Annotated in this window: 18 protein-coding genes; 13 read left to right on the top strand and 5 right to left on the bottom strand. The window is 73.5% G+C overall.

Annotated features, from left to right (window positions below):
- Positions 1-6: 6 nt before the first annotated feature.
- Positions 7-831 (bottom strand): DMT family transporter, encoded by an 825-nt coding sequence (locus tag ACK8HX_RS03490; RefSeq protein ID WP_411939253.1) that lies wholly within the window; start codon positions 829-831, stop codon positions 7-9.
- Positions 832-943: 112 nt separating this feature from the next.
- Between ACK8HX_RS03490 and ACK8HX_RS03485 the strand changes: the two genes are divergently transcribed.
- From ACK8HX_RS03485 to ACK8HX_RS03455, 7 genes are all read left to right on the top strand, one after another.
- A complete protein-coding gene (locus ACK8HX_RS03485) occupies positions 944-1,528 on the top strand; it encodes a DUF3000 domain-containing protein (RefSeq protein WP_411939252.1) in 585 nt (194 codons plus the stop codon).
- Positions 1,529-2,764 carry an HRDC domain-containing protein gene (locus ACK8HX_RS03480; protein ID WP_411939251.1) on the top strand — a complete coding sequence of 412 codons (1,236 nt, stop codon included), beginning with the start codon at positions 1,529-1,531 and terminating at the stop codon, positions 2,762-2,764. It begins immediately after the preceding gene.
- A gap of 129 nt (positions 2,765-2,893) precedes the next feature.
- The gene (locus tag ACK8HX_RS03475) at positions 2,894-4,168 is read left to right on the top strand and encodes a thiolase family protein (RefSeq protein ID WP_411939250.1); all 1,275 of its coding nucleotides are present in this window, start codon (positions 2,894-2,896) and stop codon (positions 4,166-4,168) included.
- A gap of 3 nt (positions 4,169-4,171) precedes the next feature.
- Entirely contained in the window at positions 4,172-6,319 is a 2,148-nt protein-coding gene (locus ACK8HX_RS03470) for a 3-hydroxyacyl-CoA dehydrogenase NAD-binding domain-containing protein (RefSeq protein WP_411939249.1), read from the top strand.
- A gap of 197 nt (positions 6,320-6,516) precedes the next feature.
- Positions 6,517-8,058 carry a helix-turn-helix domain-containing protein gene (locus ACK8HX_RS03465; RefSeq protein ID WP_411939248.1) on the top strand — a complete coding sequence of 514 codons (1,542 nt, stop codon included), beginning with the start codon at positions 6,517-6,519 and terminating at the stop codon, positions 8,056-8,058.
- A 68-nt stretch (positions 8,059-8,126) separates the two neighbouring features.
- Positions 8,127-8,390 carry a hypothetical protein gene (locus ACK8HX_RS03460; protein WP_411939247.1) on the top strand — a complete coding sequence of 88 codons (264 nt, stop codon included), beginning with the start codon at positions 8,127-8,129 and terminating at the stop codon, positions 8,388-8,390.
- A 49-nt stretch (positions 8,391-8,439) separates the two neighbouring features.
- Positions 8,440-9,210, top strand: a complete 771-nt coding sequence (locus ACK8HX_RS03455; RefSeq protein ID WP_411939246.1) for a DinB family protein — start codon at positions 8,440-8,442, stop codon at positions 9,208-9,210.
- On the opposite strand, the gene ACK8HX_RS03450 is transcribed toward ACK8HX_RS03455, so the two are convergent.
- From ACK8HX_RS03450 to ACK8HX_RS03435, 4 genes are all read right to left on the bottom strand, one after another.
- Positions 9,207-10,196: an NAD-dependent epimerase/dehydratase family protein gene (locus ACK8HX_RS03450; RefSeq protein ID WP_411939245.1), complete on the bottom strand. Its 990-nt coding sequence runs from the start codon at positions 10,194-10,196 to the stop codon at positions 9,207-9,209. The genes ACK8HX_RS03455 and ACK8HX_RS03450 overlap by 4 nt on opposite strands.
- A gap of 79 nt (positions 10,197-10,275) precedes the next feature.
- Positions 10,276-10,926, bottom strand: a complete 651-nt coding sequence (locus ACK8HX_RS03445) for a class I SAM-dependent methyltransferase (protein ID WP_411939244.1) — start codon at positions 10,924-10,926, stop codon at positions 10,276-10,278.
- 7 nt (positions 10,927-10,933) lie between these two features.
- Entirely contained in the window at positions 10,934-12,802 is a 1,869-nt protein-coding gene (gene dxs / locus ACK8HX_RS03440; protein WP_411939243.1) for a 1-deoxy-D-xylulose-5-phosphate synthase, read from the bottom strand.
- A gap of 204 nt (positions 12,803-13,006) precedes the next feature.
- Positions 13,007-13,462 (bottom strand): hypothetical protein, encoded by a 456-nt coding sequence (locus tag ACK8HX_RS03435; RefSeq protein WP_411939242.1) that lies wholly within the window; start codon positions 13,460-13,462, stop codon positions 13,007-13,009.
- A 172-nt stretch (positions 13,463-13,634) separates the two neighbouring features.
- Here ACK8HX_RS03435 and ACK8HX_RS03430 point away from each other — a divergent pair, with 172 nt between their 5' ends.
- From ACK8HX_RS03430 to ACK8HX_RS03405, 6 genes are all read left to right on the top strand, one after another.
- Positions 13,635-15,353 (top strand): nitrite/sulfite reductase, encoded by a 1,719-nt coding sequence (locus ACK8HX_RS03430; protein ID WP_411939241.1) that lies wholly within the window; start codon positions 13,635-13,637, stop codon positions 15,351-15,353.
- The gene (locus tag ACK8HX_RS03425; RefSeq protein WP_411939240.1) at positions 15,350-16,081 is read left to right on the top strand and encodes a phosphoadenylyl-sulfate reductase; all 732 of its coding nucleotides are present in this window, start codon (positions 15,350-15,352) and stop codon (positions 16,079-16,081) included. Before ACK8HX_RS03430 ends, ACK8HX_RS03425 begins: the two co-directional genes overlap by 4 nt.
- A 32-nt stretch (positions 16,082-16,113) precedes the next feature.
- Entirely contained in the window at positions 16,114-17,055 is a 942-nt protein-coding gene (gene cysD / locus ACK8HX_RS03420; protein WP_411939239.1) for a sulfate adenylyltransferase subunit CysD, read from the top strand.
- Entirely contained in the window at positions 17,055-18,335 is a 1,281-nt protein-coding gene (locus ACK8HX_RS03415; protein ID WP_411939238.1) for a sulfate adenylyltransferase subunit 1, read from the top strand. The genes cysD and ACK8HX_RS03415 overlap by 1 nt, the downstream gene beginning before the upstream one ends.
- Positions 18,336-18,459: 124 nt before the next feature.
- Positions 18,460-20,592 carry a M14 family zinc carboxypeptidase gene (locus ACK8HX_RS03410; RefSeq protein ID WP_411939237.1) on the top strand — a complete coding sequence of 711 codons (2,133 nt, stop codon included), beginning with the start codon at positions 18,460-18,462 and terminating at the stop codon, positions 20,590-20,592.
- Between the two features lie 321 nt (positions 20,593-20,913).
- Positions 20,914-21,555, top strand: a complete 642-nt coding sequence (locus ACK8HX_RS03405) for a hypothetical protein (protein ID WP_411939236.1) — start codon at positions 20,914-20,916, stop codon at positions 21,553-21,555.
- Positions 21,556-21,557 lie beyond the last annotated feature (2 nt).

Here is a 21,557-nt window from a genome sequence, read left to right as displayed (position 1 = left end):
GACGCGCTACAGCGCGATGACGCAGGCCCCGCCGATGGCGAGGAGGACCCCGGCCTGCTGGACCGGCCGCAGCCGTTCGCCGATGACGACCCGCGCGAGGACGACCGTCATCACCGGGTACAGCGAGCCGAGGACCGAGGCGACGCTCACCTGGCCCTGCGAGGAGGCCAGTCCGAAGAGGAAGTTGGCACCGAGGTCGCCGCAGCCGATCGCGAGCAGCGCCGGGACCTCGCGGGCGGTGACCTCGCCGACCGTCCGGAGGACGATCGCGGCGGTCACGAGGATCGTCACGGACGTCATCCGCATGCCCCACAGGGTGAGGAGCGCCGACTCGCGCGCCCCGCGGTCCAGGCAGAACAGGGCCAGCCCGAACGCCACGGCGGCCACCGAGGCGAGCACGACGGGGCGCGCGCCCACCTCGCCGCTCAGCTCCGGTCCGCTGGCCAGGGTCACCCCGACGATCGCGATGACCATCCCCACCCAGGCCCACGGTGAGGGCTCCTCGCCCGTCGCGACGCCCAGGACGACAGGGACGACGACCCCGAGTGCGGCGATGGGCGCCACGACGCCCATCGTCCCGCGGGACAGCGCGGAGTAGAACGCGATGAGGCCGACCATGCCGCTGAGCCCGGCGGCGACCGACCACAGCGGCCAGGTCTCGAGGGTGAGGTGCTCCCAGCGGACCGCGACGATCGTCGAGACGACGACGAGGGCGAGCCCCTGCGTCCAGCCGACGACGACGACCGCGGGGTGGCGGCGCGAGGCGAGGCCGGCGAAGAAGTCGGAGGTGCCCCACACGACCGACGACGCGAGCGCGAGGAGGCTGACCACCGGCGCAGCCTAACGAGGGCGCCACCACCCGGGCCGCGAGGAGCCGCCGCGTGGACCCGGCGCTCCGGCGCGGCACCGTGCCGCCGGGGCCCGGACCGCTTACATTGCTGGGGTGTCCAGCCGCACCGTGACGGGCCGGGAGTCACCCGAGTTCGCCCGCGCCCTCGAGGAGCTCCACCGTGTCCGGCTCCGCCCGGAGATCCGGCTCACCGAGGTGCCCGCACCACAACGCATCGCGCCGTACGCCGTCGCGCTGACCGCCGACGTCGTCGACCCGCGGGACACCGACACCGACCTCGCGTCGGGCCGCTTCGTCCTCCTCCACGACCCCTCCGGTCCCGAGCCGTGGGGCGGGCAGTGGCGCGCCGTCACCTTCGCCCGCGCCGAGCTCGAGCCCGAGCTCGCCACCGACCCGCTCCTCGGCGAGGTCGGCTGGAGCTGGCTCGTCGACGCCCTCGAGTCGCGCGGCGTGCCGTACGTCGCCGAGGCCGGCACGGTCACCCGGGTCGTCTCGCAGAGCTTCGCCGGCCTCGCCGACCGGCCCGCCAGCGTCGAGATGGAGGTGCGCGCGTCCTGGACCCCGCTGGGCCCGGAGGCCGGTGAGCACCTGCTCGCGTGGTCGGACCTGCTCTGCACGATCGCCGGGCTCCCCCCGCTCCCCGAGGGCGTCGTCGCCCTGCCCGGACCCCGCCGCTGAATGAGCTCCGACACCACTGCCCCCGACGCCGACGAGCCGTCGGCACCGGCCCCCGTCCTCCTCGAGGAGCCCGCCGACGGGGTCCCCCACGTCGTCGAGGACGAGCGTGAGCTCGCGCGCGCGGCCGCGGCGATCGCCGCCGGGGAGGGCCCCGTCGCCATCGACGCCGAGCGCGCCTCGGGGTACCGGTACGGCCAGCGCGCCTACCTCGTCCAGGTCCGCCGCGAGGGCTCCGGCACCTGGCTCATCGACCCGATCGCCTGCCCCGACCTGTCCCCCCTCGACGACGCCATCGGCGCCGCCGAGTGGCTGCTCCACGCGGCGACCCAGGACCTCGCCTGCCTCGCCGAGGTCGGGTTGCGGCCGCGGCAGCTGTTCGACACCGAGCTGGGTGCGCGCATCCTCGGGCTCCCCCGGGTCGGCCTGGCCGCCGTCGTCGAGCACTACCTCGGGCTGAGCCTGGCCAAGGAGCACTCGGCCGTCGACTGGTCGACCCGGCCCCTGCCCGAACCGTGGCTGCGCTACGCGGCCCTCGACGTCGAGGTGCTCGGCGAGCTGCGCAACCTCATGGGGGTCGACCTCGCGCGCCAGGGCAAGGACGAGTGGGCCCGGCAGGAGTTCGCGGCCCTGCTCACCTGGGCGCCGGCCGAGCGGGTCGACCCGTGGCGACGGACCTCTGGCATCAACACCCTTCGCTCGCGCCGCGCCGTCGGGATCGTCCGCGAGCTCTGGTACGCCCGCGACGACATCGCCCGCGACCGCGACACCTCGGTGGGGCGCGTCCTGCCCGATGCCGCGCTCATCGACATCGCCCGTGCCGCGCCGACGTCCGTGGCCGACCTCCCGCGGGGGCACCGGGCCATCGCCCGGTACGGGCGCCAGTGGGTCGAGGCCGTCGCCCGCGCCCTGGCGATCCCCGAGGAGGACCTCCCGCCGCGCACGCTGCCGTCCGACGGCCCGCCGCCGCCGCGGGTGTGGGCGGAGAAGAACCCCGTCGCCGCCGACCGGCTCGGCGCGACCCGTGCAGCGCTCACCGCGTTCGCCGAGGAGCACGCCATCCCGGTCGAGAACGTCTGCTCCCCCGATCCGCTGCGGCGCGTGGTCTGGCAGCCGCCGAGCGAGCCCGACGAGGCCGCCTTCACCCGGGCGCTGCTCGACCTCGGGGTGCGCCCCTGGCAGGCCGAGGTCGTCGTCCCGATGCTCCTCGCCGCGTTCGCCGAGCACCCCGACGCCTGACCCTGGCCCTCCGCGGTGATGGTCGTCACCCCTGCGCCCGTTGGCGACTAAGCGCTTGCTCAGTAGGCTCGAGCCGCAGCGCCCGGGCCACCGGGCCGACCCCCACGCCCCGACCAGGGAGGCCCAACCGTGCCACGCGCCCTCCAGGAGGTCGTCTTCGTCGACGGCGTCCGCACCCCCTTCGGCAAGGCCGGCGAGAAGGGCGTGTACGCCCAGACCCGCGCCGACGACCTCGTCATCAAGTGCATCCGCGAGCTGCTCCGCCGCCACCCCGAGCTGCCGAAGGAGCGTGTCGAGGAGGTCGCCGTCGCCGCCACGACGCAGATCGGCGACCAGGGCCTGACCCTCGGCCGCCTCGCGGGCCTGCTGTCCGGCCTGCCGACGTCGACCCCCGGCTACAGCGTGGACCGGATGTGCGCGGGCGCGATGACGGCCGTCACGAACGTCGCGTCCTCGATCGGTGTCGGTGCCATCGACGTCGCCGTCGCCGGCGGGGTCGAGCACATGGGCCGCCACCCGATGGGCGAGGGCGTCGACCCGAACCCGCGGATCGTCGCCGAGCGCCTCGTCGACGAGTCGGCCCTCGTCATGGGCAAGACCGCCGAGAACCTCCACGACCGGTTCCCGCAGCTGACCAAGGAGCGCTGCGACGCGTTCGCGGTCGGCAGCCAGAGCAAGCTCGCCGCCGCGTACGCGGCCGGCAAGGTCCAGCCGGACCTGGTCCCCGTCGCCACCCGGCACGTCGAGAAGGGCTGGGGCCTCGCGACCGCCGACGAGCCGCCCCGCCCGGGCACCACCCTCGAGGAGCTCTCCGGCCTAAAGACCCCGTTCCGCCCGCACGGCAACGTCACGGCGGGCAACGCCGCCGGCCTCAACGACGGCGCCACCGCCTGCCTGCTCGCCTCCGAGGCAGCGGCCGCGGAGCTCGGCCTGCCGGTGCGGATGCGGCTCACCTCGTTCGCCTTCGTCGGCGTCGAGCCCGAGGTCATGGGCATCGGCCCGGTCCCCGCCACCGAGAAGGCCCTGCGCAAGGCCGGCCTCACGATCGACGACATCGGCCTGTTCGAGCTCAACGAGGCGTTCGCGGTGCAGGTCCTCGCCTTCCTCGACCACTTCGGGATCGCCGACGACGACCCCCGCGTCAACCCGTGGGGCGGCGCCATCGCCACGGGCCACCCGCTCGCGTCCTCCGGGGTGCGCCTGATGACGCAGCTGGCGCGCCACTTCGAGGAGCACCCGGAGGTGCGCTACGGCCTGACCGCGATGTGCATCGGCATCGGCATGGGGGGCGCCGTCATCTGGGAGAACCCCCACCACCCGGACTTCACGACCGACGCGACGGGCGTGACCGCCGCGACGGCCGCGACGGCCGCGACCCACTCCACCGACCGCACGGAGGCCTGAGCCGTGACCACGACCACCGAGACGCCGGCGACCGACACGCCGGTGGCCGCCGCGCCCGCGCTCCCCGCCGAGGTCGTCACCCGCACCCCGGTGCAGGACGTCGCCCTCCCCGGCGGCGCCGGGACCCTCGCCCTCGTCACGCTCGACAACGGCAAGGACCACACCCGGCCGAACACCTTCGGCCCCGAGGGCATCGCCGGGCTCCAGGCGACCCTCGACGGGCTGCGCACCCGCGCCGAGGCCGGTGAGATCGTCGCCGTCGCGGTCACCGGCAAGCCGTTCGTCTTCGCCGTCGGCGCCGACCTCTCGGGCATCCCGTTCGTGACGCGCCGCGAGCAGGCCGTCGAGATCGCGCAGGCCGGCCACCGCGCCTTCGCCACGCTCATGGACCTCCCCGTCCCGACCTTCGCCTTCGTCAACGGCGCCGCGATGGGCGGTGGCGTCGAGCTCGCGCTCAGCGCCGACTACCGCACCGTCTCGGCCGGGGTCCCCGCGTTCGCGCTCCCCGAGACCTTCCTCGGGCTCGTGCCCGGCTGGGGCGGCTGCTGGCTGCTCCCGAACCTCGTCGGCCCGGCCGGTGCCCTCAAGGTCATCATCGAGAACCCGTTGTCGCAGAACCGGATGCTCAAGGCGACAGAGGTCGTCGGCCTCGGCATCGGCGACGTCCTCCTCGAGCCGGCCGACTTCCTCGAGGACTCCCTGCGCTGGGCCGCGGGCGTCCTCACCGGCACGGTGACGGTGCAGCGCCAGGAGGTCGACCGCGACGAGGCCGCCTGGGAGGCCGCGTGCGACGCCGGTCGCAAGGCCGTCCTCGCGAAGACCGGTGGCCGCGCCCCCGGTGCCCTGCGGGCCGTCGAGCTCGTCCGCGCCGCCCGCACCGCGGACCGCGATGACGCCTTCGCCGCCGAGGACGAGGCGCTCGGCGACCTCATCATGGGCGACGAGCTGCGCGCCGGCCTCTACGCCTTCGACCTCGTGCAGAAGCGGGCCAGGCGGCCCGCGGGCGCCCCCGACAAGGCGCTCGCCCGCCCGGTCACCAAGGTGGGCATCGTCGGGGCCGGGCTGATGGCGAGCCAGCTCGCCCTCCTCTTCGCACAGCGCCTCGGCGTCCCCGTCGTCATGACCGACCTCGACGAGGAGCGCGTCGCCCAGGGCGTCGGCTCCGTCCACGAGCAGGTCGACGGGCTGCTGGCCAAGCGCCGCGTCTCCCCCGACCAGGCGTCCTTCCTCAAGCGCGCCGTCAGCGGCTCGACGAGCAAGGACGGCTTCGCCGACGCGGACGTCGTCATCGAGGCGGTCTTCGAGGAGATGTCGGTCAAGCAGCGGGTGTTCGCCGAGCTCGAGGCGGTCGTCTCCCCCGAGTGCGTCCTCATGACGAACACGTCGTCGCTGTCGGTCACCGAGATGGCGAGCGGGCTCGCGTACCCCGAGCGGGTCGTCGGCTTCCACTTCTTCAACCCGGTCGCCGTCATGCCGCTCGTCGAGGTCATCCCGGGCGCCGCGACCGACGAGGCGACGCTCGCCACCGCGTTCGCCACGGCGAAGACGTTGCGCAAGACCGCGATCCGCAGCAAGGACAGCGCCTCCTTCATCGTCAACCGCCTCCTCGGCCGTTTCATGGGCGAGTTCTCGCGGATCGTCGACGAGGGCACGCCGGTCGCCACGGCCGACGAGGCCGTCGCCGGCATCGCCCCGATGCCGCCCTTCGTCCTCCTCGGCCTCGTCGGACCGGCCATCGCCCTCCACAACAGCGAGACGCTGCACCGCGCCTTCGGCGACCGGTTCCACGTCTCCCCGGCCCTGCGCCGCCTCGTCGAGGCCGGCAAGCGCGGCTACTACCGGATGGAGGGCGGCCGCCCCGTCCCCGACCCGGATGTCGAGGCGCTCGCGGAGAAGCCCGAGCACCCCGTCGAGCTCACCGTCGAGCAGGCCCGGGAGCGGATCCTCGGTGTCCTCGCGGAGGAGGTCGGGCTCATGCTCTCGGAGGGGGTCGTCGAGGCGCCGATGGACATCGACCTCGCGATGATCACCGGCGCGGGCTTCCAGTTCTGGAACGGCGGGCTCGTCCCGCTCCTGGACCGCGAGGGTGTCACCGAGAAGGTCCTCGGTCGGCGCCTCCTCCCGGCCGGGGTGGCGAGCGTCCCCGTCTGACCCTCCCTCTGGCTCCACCTCGCAGGACACGCCGACAACCCATTCGGGCTGTCGGCGTGTCCTGCGACCCGGGCCGCTCGAGGCCCTACCGCGGGGACCTATTCGGGCTGCCGTCGCCGTGGGCTGGGGTTCTCGGGGCCTGAGATCCGGCTGCGCGGATCCGGGTCGATATCTCACAGGTGATATACGATGGCGCGGTGACGACCACCTCCGACACGTACCTGACCCGCATCGGCACGCTCATCCGTGACGCTCGCCGCCACCAGGGCCTGACGCAGAGTGAGCTCGCCGACCTCCTCGGCACGAGCCAGAGCGCCGTCGCCCGCATCGAACAGGGCAAGCAGAACCTGTCCCTGGAGATGCTGGCGCGCGTCGGCGAGAAGCTCGACAGCGAGTTCGTCTCCCTCGGCCACAGCGGCCCGCAGCACCTGCGGATCGTCGGCGGGCGCAAGCTCTCCGGCTCGATCCCCGTCAAGACGAGCAAGAACGCCGCCGTGGCCCTGCTCTGCGCGAGCCTGCTCAACAAGGGCCGCACGACGCTGCGCAGCCTGGCCCGCATCGAGGAGGTCAACCGGATCATCGAGGTCCTCACCTCGATCGGCGTCCGGGTCCGCTGGCTCCCCGACAGCAACGACCTCGAGATCATCCCGCCCGCCGAGCTCGACCTCGCGGCCATCGACGTCGAGGCCGCGCGCCGCACGCGCACCGTCATCATGTTCCTCGGCCCGCTGCTCCACGACCTCGAGCGCTTCCGCCTGCCCTACGCCGGCGGCTGCGACCTCGGCACCCGCACCGTCGAGCCGCACCTGTCGGCCCTGCGGGCCTTCGGGCTCGACGTCACCGCGACGCACGGCTTCTACGAGGCCGCGGTCGACACGACCCGCTCGCCGCAGCGCGCCATCGTCCTCACCGAGCGCGGCGACACCGTCACGGAGAACGCCCTGATGGCGGCCGCGCGCCACCCCGGCACCACCGTCATCCGCAACGCCTCGTCGAACTACATGGTCCAGGACCTCTGCTTCTTCCTGCAGGGCCTCGGGGTCACCATCGACGGCATCGGGACGACGACCCTCACCGTGACCGGCGTCCAGCACGTCGACGTCGACATCGAGTACTACCCCTCCGAGGACCCGATCGAGGCCATGAGCCTGATCGCCGCGGCCGTCGTCACCGAGTCGACGATCACCATCGAGCGCGTGCCGATCGAGTTCCTCGAGATCGAGCTCGCGACCCTCGCCGAGATGGGCCTGCGCTTCGACCTCACCGAGGAGTACCTCGCGAAGAACGGCTACACCCGCCTCGTCGACCTGACGATCCACCCGAGCGCGCTCAGGGCCCCGGTCGACAAGATCGCGCCGATGCCGTTCCCGGGCCTCAACATCGACAACCTGCCCTTCTTCGCCCTCATCGCCGCGTGCGCCGAGGGCACGACGATGATCCACGACTGGGTCTACGAGAACCGGGCCATCTACCTCACCGAGCTGACGAAGATCGGCGGGCAGGTCCAGCTCCTCGACCCCCACCGCGTCATGATCACCGGCCCGACCCCGAAGTGGCGGGCGGCCGAGGTCATGTGCCCGCCGGCGCTGCGCCCGGGGGTCGTCATCCTCCTCGCGATGCTCGCCGCGCCCGGGACCTCGGTGCTGCGCAACGTCTACGTCATCAACCGCGGGTACGAGGACCTCGCCGAGCGGCTCAACGCCCTCGGCGCGACGATCGAGACCTTCCGCGACATCTGAGCCGCGCGAAGGACAGACCACCCGCCTGAGGGGTGGTGCCGGGACGGTCGACGGCGCACACTCGCCTCATGGCCGAGCTCGTCCCGTTCCCGCGCACGGGTGTCGTCCGCGACGCCCGCGGCGAGGGTCGTGCGCTGCGGGTCACCTGGCACCACGAGGACGGTCTCGTCGTGCTGTCGACGTGGCGCGGCCCCACGTGCGTGGGCACCGTGCGGGTCGCGGCGCAGGACGTGCCCTTCCTCGTCGACGTCCTCGTCTCGGGGCTCGGGTCGCGGTACGCGGGCTCCGCGTCGACCGGCACGCCGCCCGAACCGGGTGCCGAGACCGGCTGACCTGCGCGACCCGGCGCCGGCTGTCGGTGCCGCCCGCCAGACTCGGGGCATGAGCGACGACGCGACCCCGCGCCTCTCCCTGGCAGGGGCCGACCTGTTCGAGGCCGACCTCTCCGGTGCGGTGCTGCGCGAGTCCGACCTGCGGGGCACCCGCATCGTCGGGTCGCTCGTCGACGGGCTCGAGATCACGGCCTTCTCCGGGATCCTGGGCTCGATCACGGTGGAGGGCGTCGACGTCGTGCCGTTCGTCGAGGCCGAGCTCGACCGCCGCTTCCCCTACCGCCCGTTGCTGCGCCGGGCGACGACGGCCGACGACCTGCGGGCCACGTTCGCCGTCGTCGACGCCCTGTGGGTCGACCTGCTCGAGCGGGCCGCCGACCTCCCCGACCCCGTGCGCCGGCGGCAGGTCGGTGGTGAGTGGTCACTGGCCCAGACGGTGCGCCACCTCGTCATGGCGACCGACATCTGGGTCGGCCGGATGCTGCGCGGTCAGGAGCACCCGTGGCACCCCATCGGCCAGCCGGTGGGCGACGAGCCGCGCGAGTCGGTGCTCGCCATGGGTGTCGACCCCGAGGCCGACCCGCCGTGGGAGCACGTCGTCGAGGTGTGGCGGACCCGCCGCGCGATGGCCGCCGAGGAGTTCGCCGCCGCCACCGACGACCGGCTCGACGACGACATCACCGGCTCCCCCACCCCGGCCATCGGCGAGGAGACGCGCAGCCGGCGCCGCTGCCTCCTCACCATCGTGCGCGAGATGGGAGAGCACCACCGATATGCGACCCGCGACCTCGCGCTCATCGAGGCCGGCGCCCCCTCCTAGCCCGCACGCCCTGACGTCGCGGCGAGGACGCGGCGCTCGTCGTCGTCCGAGAGGCCGGCACGTCGCTCCTCACCCGCGGGGCGCTGCTCCTCGAACGCGAGGGCATCGGCCAGGGTCTCGCGCAGGGGGCGGGTCACGAGCCCGGCCGCGCGGGCCCGCGTCGTGTCCATCGTCGCGAACCCGCGCCAGTCCGGGTCGCCGATCCACAGCGGGAGCGAGGCGGGCCCCATCCAGCCGTCGATGCCCAGCTCGGCGAGTCGCTCGCGGGAGACCGGCCGCGGCCGGGCGCCCGAGCCGGCGACCGCTGCCGCCGTGGCCAGGGCGTCCTCGAGGCGCGTCGTCGGGCCCGTGGCGTTGAACACACCCGGCGCGCGCTCCTCGACGAGGGTGACGATCCACGCCGAGAGGTCGCGGACGTCGATGAGCGCCGTCGGGAAGTCGGGGTCGTCGGGGACGACGACCTCCTCGGCCACCGGGTGGGCGAACCGCCACGGCCAGTAGCCGGTGCGTCCCGACCAGTCCCCCGGGCCGCCGATGAGCCCGGAGCGGATGACGGCGGCGGGAGCCGAGCCGCCGAGGACGGCCCGCTCGCACGCGACCTTCGCCTCGCCGTAGGTCTCCATGTCCGCCATGACCTCGCCCTCGAGCGGCGCCCGCAGCGCGGCGTCCTCGGACTGCTCGACCGTGTCGAAGGCGGCGTAGACGTTCCCGGTCGAGACGAACACGTGGTGCTCGCTCGAGAGGTCGCGGACCGCACGCCGGACCTGTCCCGGCTGGCGGGAGACGTCGACCACGGCGTCCCACCGCTCGCCGGCGACCGGCGCGAGGCCGTCGTCGTCGTCGCGGTCACCCCGGACGAGCTCGGCACCCTCCGCCACCGGTGCGGTCCCGCGGGCGAAGCAGGTGACCTCGTGCCCGCGGCGCAGCGCCTCCTCCGCAACCGTCCGCCCGAGCCACGCGGTCCCACCCAGCACGAGGAGCCTCATGACCTCAGCCAACCCCGCGGTCCCCCACCGGGTCCAGCCCGTTCGCCCACGGCGTCGCGGCGAATCGCTGCCCTCGACCTCAGGCAGGGCGGCGGGCGAGGAGGAACGCCTGCGGGTGCTGCTCGCGGCCGAGCGGCTGCCGCACCAGACGGGCCTCCTTGGCGAACCCGGCCGTGGCGAGGGCGTCGAGCATCGCCTTCGTGCCGCGCTGGTGCCGGACGAGCGCGAGGTCGTATCCGCGCTCGCGCAGGCCCCGGCCGACGTCCCACGGCCCGTCACCGACCTGGAACGCGGTCAGCACGTACCCGCCGGGCCGCACGACACGGAAGGCCTCCGCGAGCGCCGCCGGCAGCTCGTCGTCGGTGAGGTGGATGAGCGAGTACCAGAGGAGGACGCCGTCGACCGCCGCGTCGCCCACCGGCAGGGCCAGGAGCGAGGCCTCGCGGACGTCGAGGTCCGGGTGGTCGCGCCGCGCCATCGCGAGCATGCCCGGCGAGAGGTCGATGCCGGTGACGCGCAGCCCGCGGTCGGCGAGGTAGCGCGCCATCCGACCGGTTCCGCACCCTGCGTCGAGGACGGTGCTCCCGCCGGACTCGACGACGAGCCGTGCGAGGTGGTCGACCATCGCGAGGTCGACGGCCGCCTCGGGCTCGGTCGTCGGGTAGGTCGCGGCGTACTCCTCGGCGATCGCGTCGTACGCCGCGCGGACCTCCTCCGCTCCCCCGGCCACGACGTCGTCAGCCGAGGCGGGTGCGGAGCGTGGCGGCGACGGCGTCGGGGGTGAGCGACGCGGCATCGAGGACGAAGCCGCGCGAGCCGTGGTCGAGGAACCGCTTCGGGAGCCCGAAGGAGTCGACGGGGACGTCGGACCCCGACTCGCGCACGGCGAGCGCGACCTGCGAGCCGATGCCCCCGACGACGACGTTGTCCTCGACGACGGCGACGCGCCGTGCGCCGGACGACAGCCCCACGAGGTCGGCGCTCACCGGCAGCGCCCACACGGGGTCGACGACCCGGACCCGCACGCCCTCGGCGGCGAGCTTCTCGGCCGCCGTCAGCGCCGTGGCCGCCATCGACCCGATCCCCACGAGGAGGACGTCGACGTCACCGTCATCCGGCTCCGCGAGGACGTCGACGGTGCCGACGGTGCGCACGGCCTCGATCGGGTCGGCGACCGTGCCCTTGGGGAACCGGACGACCGACGGTGCGTCCGCGATGTCGACCGCCGCGTGCACGGCGCGCGCCACCTGCTGCCCGTCGCGCGGGGCGGCGAGGTGCAGCCCCGGGATGACGCCGCTGATCGACATGTCCCACATCCCGTGGTGCGAGGCCCCGTCGGGACCGGTGACGCCCGAGCGGTCGAGGACGACGGTGACGCCGGCCTTGTGGAGGGCGCAGTCCATGAGGAGCTGGTCGAAGGCCCGGTTGAGGAACGTGGCGTAGACGGCGACGACCGGGTGCAGGCCCGAGAAGGCCAGCCCCGCGGCCATCGTCAGCGCGTGCTGCTCGGCGATGCCGACGTCGAAGGTCCGTTCGGGGTAGGCGTCGCAGAAGTCCTGGAGGCCGACCGGGATCATCATCGCCGCGGTGATCGCGACGACGTCCTCCCGGGAGCGCCCGATCTCGACCATCGCGTCGCTGAACTCGTCGGTCCACGAGCGCCCGGCGATCTCCAGGGGCAGGCCGGTCTCGGGGTTGATCACCCCGACGGCGTGGAACTGGTCGCCCTCGTGGTTGACCGCGTGGTCGTACCCGCGGCCCTTCTGGGTGATGACGTGGACGAGGACGGGTCCGCGGTAGGCCTTGGCCTTGCGCAGCGCGGCCTCGATGCCCTGCTCGTCGTGGCCGTCGACGGGTCCGACGTACTTCAGGCCGAGGTCCTCGAACATCCCCTGCGGGGCGACGATGTCCTTGATGCCCTTCTTGACCCCGTGCAGCGTCTCGTAGACGGCGCCGCCGACGACCGGGGTGCGCGAGAGCGTGTGCTTGCCCCAGTCGAGGAAGCGCTCGTACCCGCGGGTGGTCCGCAGCGTGGCGAGGTGGTCGGCCAGACCACCCTTGGTGGGGGCGTAGGACCGTTCGTTGTCGTTGACGACGAGGACGAGCGGGAGGTCGTCCTCGGCCGCGATGTTGTTCAGCGCCTCCCAGGCCATGCCGCCGGTCAGCGCGCCGTCGCCGATGACGGCGACCGTGTGGCGGTCGCGCTCCCCGCGGACGACCCGCCCGGCGGCGATGCCGTGGGCCCACGACAGCGAGGTGGAGGCGTGGCTGTTCTCGACGACGTCGTGCGGCGACTCGGCGCGGCTGGGGTAGCCGGAGAGCCCACCCTGCTTGCGCAACCCGGCGAAGTCGTGGCGCCCGGTGAGGAGCTTGTGGACGTACGACTGGTGGCCGGTGTCGAACACGACCGCGTCCCTCGGGGAGTCGAAGACGCGGTGGATCGCCATCGTCAGCTCGACGACCCCGAGGTTGGGTCCGAGGTGGCCACCGACGCGCGACACCTCGTCGACGAGGAAGCGGCGGATCTCTTCGGCCAGGACGGGCAGCTGGTCGGGGCGGAGGGCCTTGAGGTCGTCAGGGCCGCCGATGCGCTCGAGCAGGCTCACCGGTGCCTACCTCCTGGGTCGTCGATGCTGTGGTGCCGCGCACGGCCTCGGCGAGTGCCGTCGGCGTGCGGGCGAACCCCACGAGTCTAGGCGCTGCCGCCGCGCGCTCCCGCACGCCGCGAGGTGGCCTCCACGACACCTCCACACGATCCACACCCGGTCCGCGCACCGCCGTGACGTCCTGCGCTGGTGGGGACCCGGGGGTCAGAGCCGGGGGACGAACTCGAGGCCGCGGAGGGCGTCGAGGAGGAGGCCTGCCGCCCGCCGCGCGGCGAGCAGCCGCACCCCCTCGACCTCGAGGTCGGCGAGGACCTGCGCCACGCCCTCGGGGCCGATGTCGTCGACGAGCTCGACGCGCACCTCGCGGTAGGCCGAGCGCATCGCCGCGAGCTGGGCGTCGAGGTGGCGCACAGTGAGCCAGCCGAGCGCGACCGGGTGCCGGCGCCAGGCCGGGTGGAGCCGGTAGTCGGGCGGGCAGTGGTCGAGCAGCCAGGCACAGGCCCGGTGGTCCCAGCCGCGCTCCCCCGGTGGCGGCACCCCCGGTGGCCACCCGGGTGGACCGCCCACGGCCGCGGCCCGCGAGGCCGAGCGCTGCCGGGCCGGTGACGCCGGGCTCCCGGCCCGCAGCGGCGGGGTCCCGGGAGCTGTGGCGTCGAACACGTGTTCGATGATACGCGCCCGCGACCGGGCCGGGGAGGGCCTCCCCGACCTCCCACCGAGCCGGTAGGAGTTCCTCCCGCATCGTGGACCACGCTCCCGCCGATAAGTCGTCGTTATACATTTCATCACTGACCCTTTGTGCACGGGCGCTCCCCGAGACCCGAGAAGGACCATGACGACGAACACCGCCGACACCGCCACCGGCCGGGCCCTGCGCCCGCCGCGGGCCGGGCGTTCCAACGGCCAGTGGGCCGTCGACGGGCGCGAGCCGCTCAACGCCAACGAGGTCTGGAAGCAGGAGGACGGCGGCCTCAACGTCCGCGAGCGGATCGAGCAGGTCTACTCGAAGGAGGGGTTCGCCTCGATCCCGCCGCAGGACCTGAGCGGGCGGTTCCGCTGGTGGGGCCTGTACACCCAGCGCAAGCCGGGGATCGACGGCGGAAGGACCGCCCAGCTCGACGACACCGAGCTCTCCGACGAGTACTTCATGCTCCGCGTCCGGCTCGACGGCGGCGCCCTCACCCTCGCCCAGCTCAAGGTCCTCGCCGACGTCTCCACCGAGTTCGCCCGCGGCACCGCCGACATCAGCGACCGGCAGAACATCCAGTACCACTGGATCCGCGTCGAGGACGTGCCCGAGATCTGGCGCCGCCTCGAGGCCGTGGGCCTGCAGACCACCGAGGCGTGCGGCGACACCCCGCGCGTCATCCTCGGCAGCCCGCTCGCGGGCATCGCGGCCGACGAGATCCTCGATCCCACGCCGGTCATCGACGAGATCACCCGCCTGCACATCGGCGACCCCGAGCTCGCCAACCTGCCCCGCAAGTTCAAGTCGGCGATCACCGGCCACCCGAGCCTCGACGTCGTCCACGAGATCAACGACGTCTCTCTCGTCGGCGTCGTCCACCCCGAGCTCGGCGCAGGGTACGACCTGTGGGTCGGGGGCGGCCTGTCCACCGCGCCGCGGCTCGCCGAGCGGGTCGGCGTCTTCGTCCGGGAGGAGGAGGCCGCCGAGGTCTGGCACGGCGTCATCCGGATCTTCCGCGACTACGGCTACCGGCGGCTGCGCACCAAGGCGCGCCTGAAGTTCCTCCTCGCCGAGTGGGGCCCCGAGAAGTTCCGCGAGGTGCTGCAGACCGAGTACCTCGGCCGCGCCCTCCCGGACGGCCCCCCGCCCGCGAAGGCCACCGGCCCGGGTGACCACGTCGGCGTCCACCTCCAGAAGGACGGCAACCACTACGTCGGCGCGGCCCCGGTCGTCGGGCGGGTCAGCGGCGACGTCCTCCACGGCCTCGCCGACCTCATGGAGGCCGCGGGCACCGACCGCGTCCGCCTCACCCCGCACCAGAAGCTCGTCGTCCTCGACGTCCCGCCCGCGGCGCTCGACACCCTGGTCTCCGGGCTCGAGGACCTCGGCCTCACCGTGGCGCCCAGCCCGTTCCGCCGGCACACGATGGCCTGCACCGGCATCGAGTACTGCAAGCTCGCCATCGTCGAGACCAAGGCCACCGCGGCGACGGCCATCGCCGAGCTCGAGCGGCGCCTCGCCGACGTCACCGCGCAGGTCGACACGCCGGTCACGCTCAACGTCAACGGCTGCCCCAACTCGTGCGCGCGCATCCAGGTGGCCGACATCGGCCTCAAGGGCATGGTCGTCACCGACGCCGACGGCGAGCAGGGCGCCGGCTTCCAGGTGCACCTCGGCGGAGGGCTCGCCTCCGCCGACCGCGACGAGGCTGGCCTGGGCCGCACCGTCCGCGGGCTCAAGGTGACCGCGGCCGACCTCCCCGACCTCGTCGAGCGGCTCGTCCGCCGCTGGCTCGACCAGCGCGAGGCCGGCGAGACGTTCTCCAGCTGGGCCCACCGCGTCGACGAGGAGGAGCTCCGATGACGACCGCCACCCCCGCGACCCCCACGGCGGCCCGCCGCAGCGCCGACGAGCTGCGTGCCCTCGCCGCGGAGGGCGCCCGAGAGCTCGGACCGGACGCCACGGCCTCGCAGGTCGCGGCCTGGGCCGCCCGCACCTTCCCCGGCACCCTCGCCGTGGCGTGCAGCATGCAGGACGCCGTGCTCCCGGCGATCGTCGCCGACCACGCCCCCGGCGTCGACGTGCTCTTCCTCGACACCGGGTACCACTTCGCCGAGACCTACGGCGCGCGCGACCAGGTCGCCCACGAGCTCGACGTCCGCATCGTCGACGTGAGACCGCGCCTCTCGGTCGCCGAGCAGGACGCCGAGTACGGCCCCCGCCTGCACGACCGCGACCCCGCCGCGTGCTGCCGGATGCGCAAGGTCGAGCCGCTCAGGGCGGCGCTCGGCGGCTACGAGGCCTGGGTCACCGGGGTCCGTCGCGACGAGGGTCCGACCCGCGCCGACACCCCCCTCGTGACGTTCGACGAGCAGTTCGGCCTCGTCAAGGTCAACCCGCTCGCCGCGTGGACCTTCGACGAGGTCATGGAGTACGCCGCCGACCACCGCGTGCCCGTGAACCTCCTGCTCTCCGACGGCTACCCGTCGATCGGGTGCGAGCCGTGCACCCAGCGCGTCGAGGCCGGCGCCGACCCCCGCTCGGGTCGCTGGTCCGGCTTCGCCAAGACCGAGTGCGGGTTGCACCAGTGACCGCCACCCACACCATCCCCGAGGTGCCTCCCGTGACCACCGACGTGACCCCCGCCGCGTCCACCGACCGTCCCGACCTGCCCGTCCTCAGCCAGCTCGACGTCCTCGAGAGCGAGGCGATGCTCGTCATCCGCGAGATCACCGCCGAGCTCGAGCGACCCGTGCTCCTCTTCAGCGGCGGCAAGGACTCGGTCGTCATGCTCCACCTCGCCGCGAAGGCGTTCTGGCCGGCCCCGATCCCCTTCCCCGTCCTCCACGTCGACACCGGCCACAACTTCCCCGAGGTCCTCGAGTACCGCGACGCCACCGTCGAGCGGCTCGGCCTGCGGCTCGAGGTCGCGAGCGTCCAGGACTGGATCGACGACGGCCGCCTGCGCGAGCGCGCCGACGGCACCCGCAACCCGCTGCAGACCCAGCCGCTGCTCGACGCCATCGCCCGGCACCGCTTCGACGGGGTCTTCGGCGGCGGCCGGCGCGACGAGGAGAAGGCGCGCGCGAAGGAGCGGGTCGTCTCGCTCCGCGACGACTTCGGGCAGTGGGACCCCAAGAACCAGCGCCCCGAGCTGTGGAACCTGTTCAACCCGCGCCACCGCCCCGGCGAGCACGTGCGGGTGTTCCCGCTGTCGAACTGGACCGAGCTCGACGTGTGGCGCTACATCGAGCGCGAGGGCATCGAGCTGCCCGGCCTCTACTACACGCACGAGCGCGAGGTCTTCGCCCGCGACGGGATGCTGCTCGCCGTCGGCCCGTGGTCGCAGCCGCGCTCGGGCGAGGTCGTCGAGCGCCGCCGGGTCCGCTACCGCACCGTCGGCGACATGTCGTGCACGGGCGCCGTCGTCAGCGAGGCGACCACCGTCGCGGACGTCGTCGCCGAGGTCGCGGCCTCCACCCTCACCGAGCGCGGCGCCACCCGCGCCGACGACCGGATCTCCGAGGCCGCCATGGAGGACCGCAAGAAGGAGGGCTACTTCTGATGTCGACGTTGCTGCGCCTCGCGACCGCCGGCTCCGTCGACGACGGCAAGTCCACCCTCGTCGGTCGCCTCCTCCACGACTCGAAGTCCGTCCTCGCGGACCAGCTCGACGCCGTCGAGCGGGTCAGCCGCGACCGCGGCCTCACCACCGCCGACCTCGCCCTCCTCACCGACGGGCTGCGCGCCGAGCGCGAGCAGGGCATCACCATCGACGTCGCCTACCGCTACTTCGCGACCGCGAACCGCTCCTTCGTCCTCGCCGACTGCCCCGGCCACGTCCAGTACACGCGCAACACGGTGACGGGGTCGTCCACGGCCGACGCGCTCGTCCTCCTCGTCGACGCGCGCAAGGGCGTCCTCGAGCAGACCCGCCGCCACCTCGCCGTGGCGGCCCTGATGCGGGTGCCGCACGTCGTCATCGCGGTCAACAAGATCGACCTCGTCGAGCACAGCGAGGACGTCTTCCACACGGTCGTGGCGGACGTGCGCCAGATCGCCGCCGAGCTCGGCATCCTCGACGCCCACGCCATCCCGGTGTCGGCCCTCAACGGCGACAACGTCGTCGACCGGTCGACGAACACGCCCTGGTACCAGGGTCCTTCGCTCCTCGAGCTGCTGGAGGCCCTGGCGCCGGCGGCCGACCCTGCCCACGAGGCGTTCCGGATGCCGGTGCAGCTCGTCATCCGTCCGCAGGGCGCGGCCCGCTCCCCCGAGCACGTCGAGTACCGGGGCTACGCCGGCCAGGTCGCGTCGGGCACCGTGCGCGTCGGCGACGAGGTCGTCGTCCTCCCCTCGGGCCGGCGGACCACCGTGTCCGGGATCGACCTCGGCGAGCAGTCGCTCGACGTCGCGGTCTCCCCGCAGTCGGTGACGCTGCGGCTCGCCGACGACGTCGACGTCAGCCGCGGTGACCTCATCGCGTCGGCGACCCAGCCCGTGGCGCTGCGGCAGGAGGTGCAGGCCCTCGCGTGCTGGCTCGGTGACCAGCCGCTGCGCCCCGGCGCACGGCTGCTCGTCAAGCACGGCTCGAAGTCGGTTCTCGCGATGGTCCGTTCGGTCGACGGCCGCCTCGACCTCGACTCGCTCCGCCTCACCCCCACCGACCAGCTCGCGCTCAACGACATCGGCCGCGTCACGGTGCGGCTGGCCACGCCGCTGCCCATCGAGCCGTACACGCGCTCGCGCACCGGCGGGGCCTTCCTCCTCGTCGACCCCGATGACGGCCGCACCCTCGCCGCCGTCATGGCCGACGCGCCGGCTCCGGGAGAGCACCCGGCCTGAGTGACCAGGACGGTGCGCCCAGGACGGTGCGCCCCGGGTGACTAGCCCGACCGGGTCATTGCCAGCGACCCCTGCGGGTGGAAGCGTGAACCGGTCACATCCACCGCACCAGGGGTTCCGGGTCATGGGACGCATCCTTCTTCCGACCACGCTGTTCACCTCCCTGGCCACGGCGGCCGTCCTGGCCCTGCCGGCCCAGCCCTCGCTCGCCCGGCCACCGGACACGGAGCACCTGGACGCGTACACGGCCCGGGTGACCTCGGCCCAGGTGGCCGACCTGGTCCGCGCGGGCTACGACGTGGGCGGCCGGAAGGTCGTCGGCGACACGCTCGAGGTCTCCCTCGTCCTCACGCCCGGCGAGAGCAGGAAGCTCGCTCGGCAGGGTGTCGACATCTCGCTCACCCGGGTCAAGGGTGGCAGGACGGTCCGGGAGATGGCGGCCGCCCAGGCGGCCGGCGGGTACACCGTGTGGCGGTCCTACGACGAGCCCGGCGGCATCCGCGACCAGATGGTCGCCGCCGCTGCCGCCAACCCGTCGGTGGCCAAGCTGGTGACGCTCGGGACGACCCACCAGGGCCGCGACATCCTGGCGGTCAAGCTGACCCAGGGGGCCAACGGGATCGCCGACGGCGCGCGCCCCGCTGTCCTGTTCAGCGCGACCCAGCACGCCCGTGAGTGGATCTCCACCGAGGTCGACCGCCGCCTGATGAGGTGGTACCTCGACCGCTGGCGGGCCAACGACCCCGCCGTGAAGTCGCTGCTGCAGACCACCGAGCTGTGGTTCGTCCTCGTCGCGAACCCGGACGGCTACCAGTACACGTTCGACCACGAGCGCCTGTGGCGGAAGAACCTGCGCGACAACGACGGCAACGGGGTCGTCAGCTTCGGGGACGGCGTCGACCCGAACCGGAACTTCCCCAACCACTGGGGCTACGACGAGGAGGGCTCGTCGTCGCTCCCCTCCAGCGAGACCTACCGCGGGCCGGCCCCGGTGTCCGAGCCCGAGACGAAGGCGCTCAAGTGGCTGCTCGACCGGGTGCGGTTCGAGTTCCAGGTCAACTACCACTCCAACGGCCAGTGGCTCCTCTACGCGGAGGGGTGGCAGGTCGCGACCCCCACGGCCGACGACCCCATCTACTCCGCGATGTCCGGCAACCTCGACAACCCGGCGATCGAGGGCTTCCACCCTGGCCTGAGCTCGGACGTCCTCTACGTCACGAACGGTGAGACCACCGACTACGCCCACGCCACCACCGGCGCCCTGGCCTGGACGCCGGAGCTGTCCGAGGGCTGCGACGGGTGCGGGTTCGTCTTCCCCGACGACGAGGCGCTCGTCCAGGAGGAGTTCCTGCGCAACCTGCCGTTCGCGCAGTCCGTGGCCCGGTCCGCCGTCGACCCGGCCAACCCGAAGACCGTGACCGGCCTGACGACGAAGCCCTTCTACCTCGACAGCGATGACCCGTACAAGCGCGGCCTCCCGGGCACCCAGCTGTCGTTCGGCCTCTCGTACGGCGACCCGCAGCCCGTGGCGGTCATCGCGAAGCGGAGCCTGGGCGCGGTGTCGGCGAAGTACCGGGTCAACGGCGGTCCGGTGCGCAGCACGACGACGACGGAGTGGGCCGGCGGGGAGACCACCCGGCCGGCCGCCGTCCACTACCACCAGGTGCGCGGCGTCGTCACCGGGACCAGGGCGGGTGACTCCGTCGAGGTCTGGTTCGAGGGCGGCGGTCAGCGCAGCCCCTCCTTCACCTACCGGGTCGTCTCCGACACGGGAGGACGCGTGCTGGTCGTGGCGGCCGAGGACTACACGGGTGCATCGCCCGTGCAGACCCCGGGTCCGCACTACGCGCGCTATCACCTCGACGCGCTCAGGGCGAACGGCATCACCGCCGACCTCTACGACATCGACGCCCGCGGTCGCGTCGCCCCTGACGCGCTCGGGGTGCTCAGCCACTACGACACGGTCGTCTGGTACGGCGGGGACGACGTGATCACCCGCCGCGCAGGCTGGGGCCCCGGCAACGCCGACCGGCTCGCCCTCGACGAGCTGCTCGAGTTCCGGGCGTACCTGGACGAGGGGGGCACGGTCGTCTACACCGGTGACTTCGCCGGCGAGCAGTACACCGGCAACGTCGGCACCCAGCTCTACGACCCCAAGGGGGAGATCGCGTGCAACCCGCTCCCCGCGGGCGTCGACCCGCGCCGCTGCCTGGTTCTCGCGGGCTCGGGCGACGGGACGAACGACGTCCTCCAGTAACACTTCGGCGGGTACCTCGCACTCCCGGACGACGGGCTGGACGCCCGGGGCAAGGCGCTCGACCTCGCAGGTGTCGGCGCCCCGTTCCTCGGCCTCACGTGGGGCCTGAACGGCGGCCAGAGCGCGAAGAACCAGAACGACACCTCCTCGTTCCTCGCGACGAGCGGGCTCCTGCCCCCGCAGGACTTCCCCCAGTTCGAGAGCCGGCCCTCGTCGCGGTGGGTCAAGCCCGGGGGTCCCTTCGAGCCGCACACCGGCACGCGGTACGTCTACTCGCAGATCGCCGACGTCTCCTACAAGCGCCTGACCCGCGAGATCCCGGTGCCGGCAGCCGGAGGCTCGTTGTCGTTCTGGACCTCGTACGACACCGAACCCGGCTGGGACCACGTCTTCGTCGAGGCGCGGACGCCGGGTGGTGACGACTGGACCACCCTTCCGGACGCCAACGGCCACACGGGGACCGGGGTCGGGGAGAGCTGTCCCGCAGGCTGGGTCGGGCTGCACCCACAGCTGGCGCACTACCAGACCTGGGACGGCACGGCCGCCTGCACGGCGGTGGGCACGACGGGGTCGTGGAACGCCGCCACCGGGAACTCCGCGGGCTGGCAGCAGTGGCGGGTCGACCTGTCGGCGTGGTCCGGCCGGACCGTCGAGGTCTCCATCGCGTCCGCGAGCGACTGGGCGGTCCAGGGCGTGGGCGCCTTCGTCGACGACGTCACCCTGCCCGACGGCACCGTCCAGTCGTTCGAGGACGACCTGGGCGGCTGGGTGGTCCCCGGGGCCCCGCCCGGCAGCGCCGCGAATGCCAACGACTGGCTGCGCGCCGCGGCGGGCGCCTTCCCGGTCGGCGCCTCGATCACGACCCGGGACACCGTGCTCATGGGCTTCGGCGTCGAGGGGATCACCATGAAGGACCAGCAGGCGACCGTCCTCGGCCGCGCGGTGGGGCACCTGCTCCCGTAGTG

Origin of the sequence: Oryzobacter faecalis (assembly GCF_046764005.1) — a bacterium.
GTDB lineage: Bacteria > Actinomycetota > Actinomycetes > Actinomycetales > Dermatophilaceae > Oryzobacter > Oryzobacter faecalis.
The sequence above is the reverse complement of the archived record's forward strand: the minus strand, read 5'-3'. Positions and strand labels throughout refer to the sequence as shown.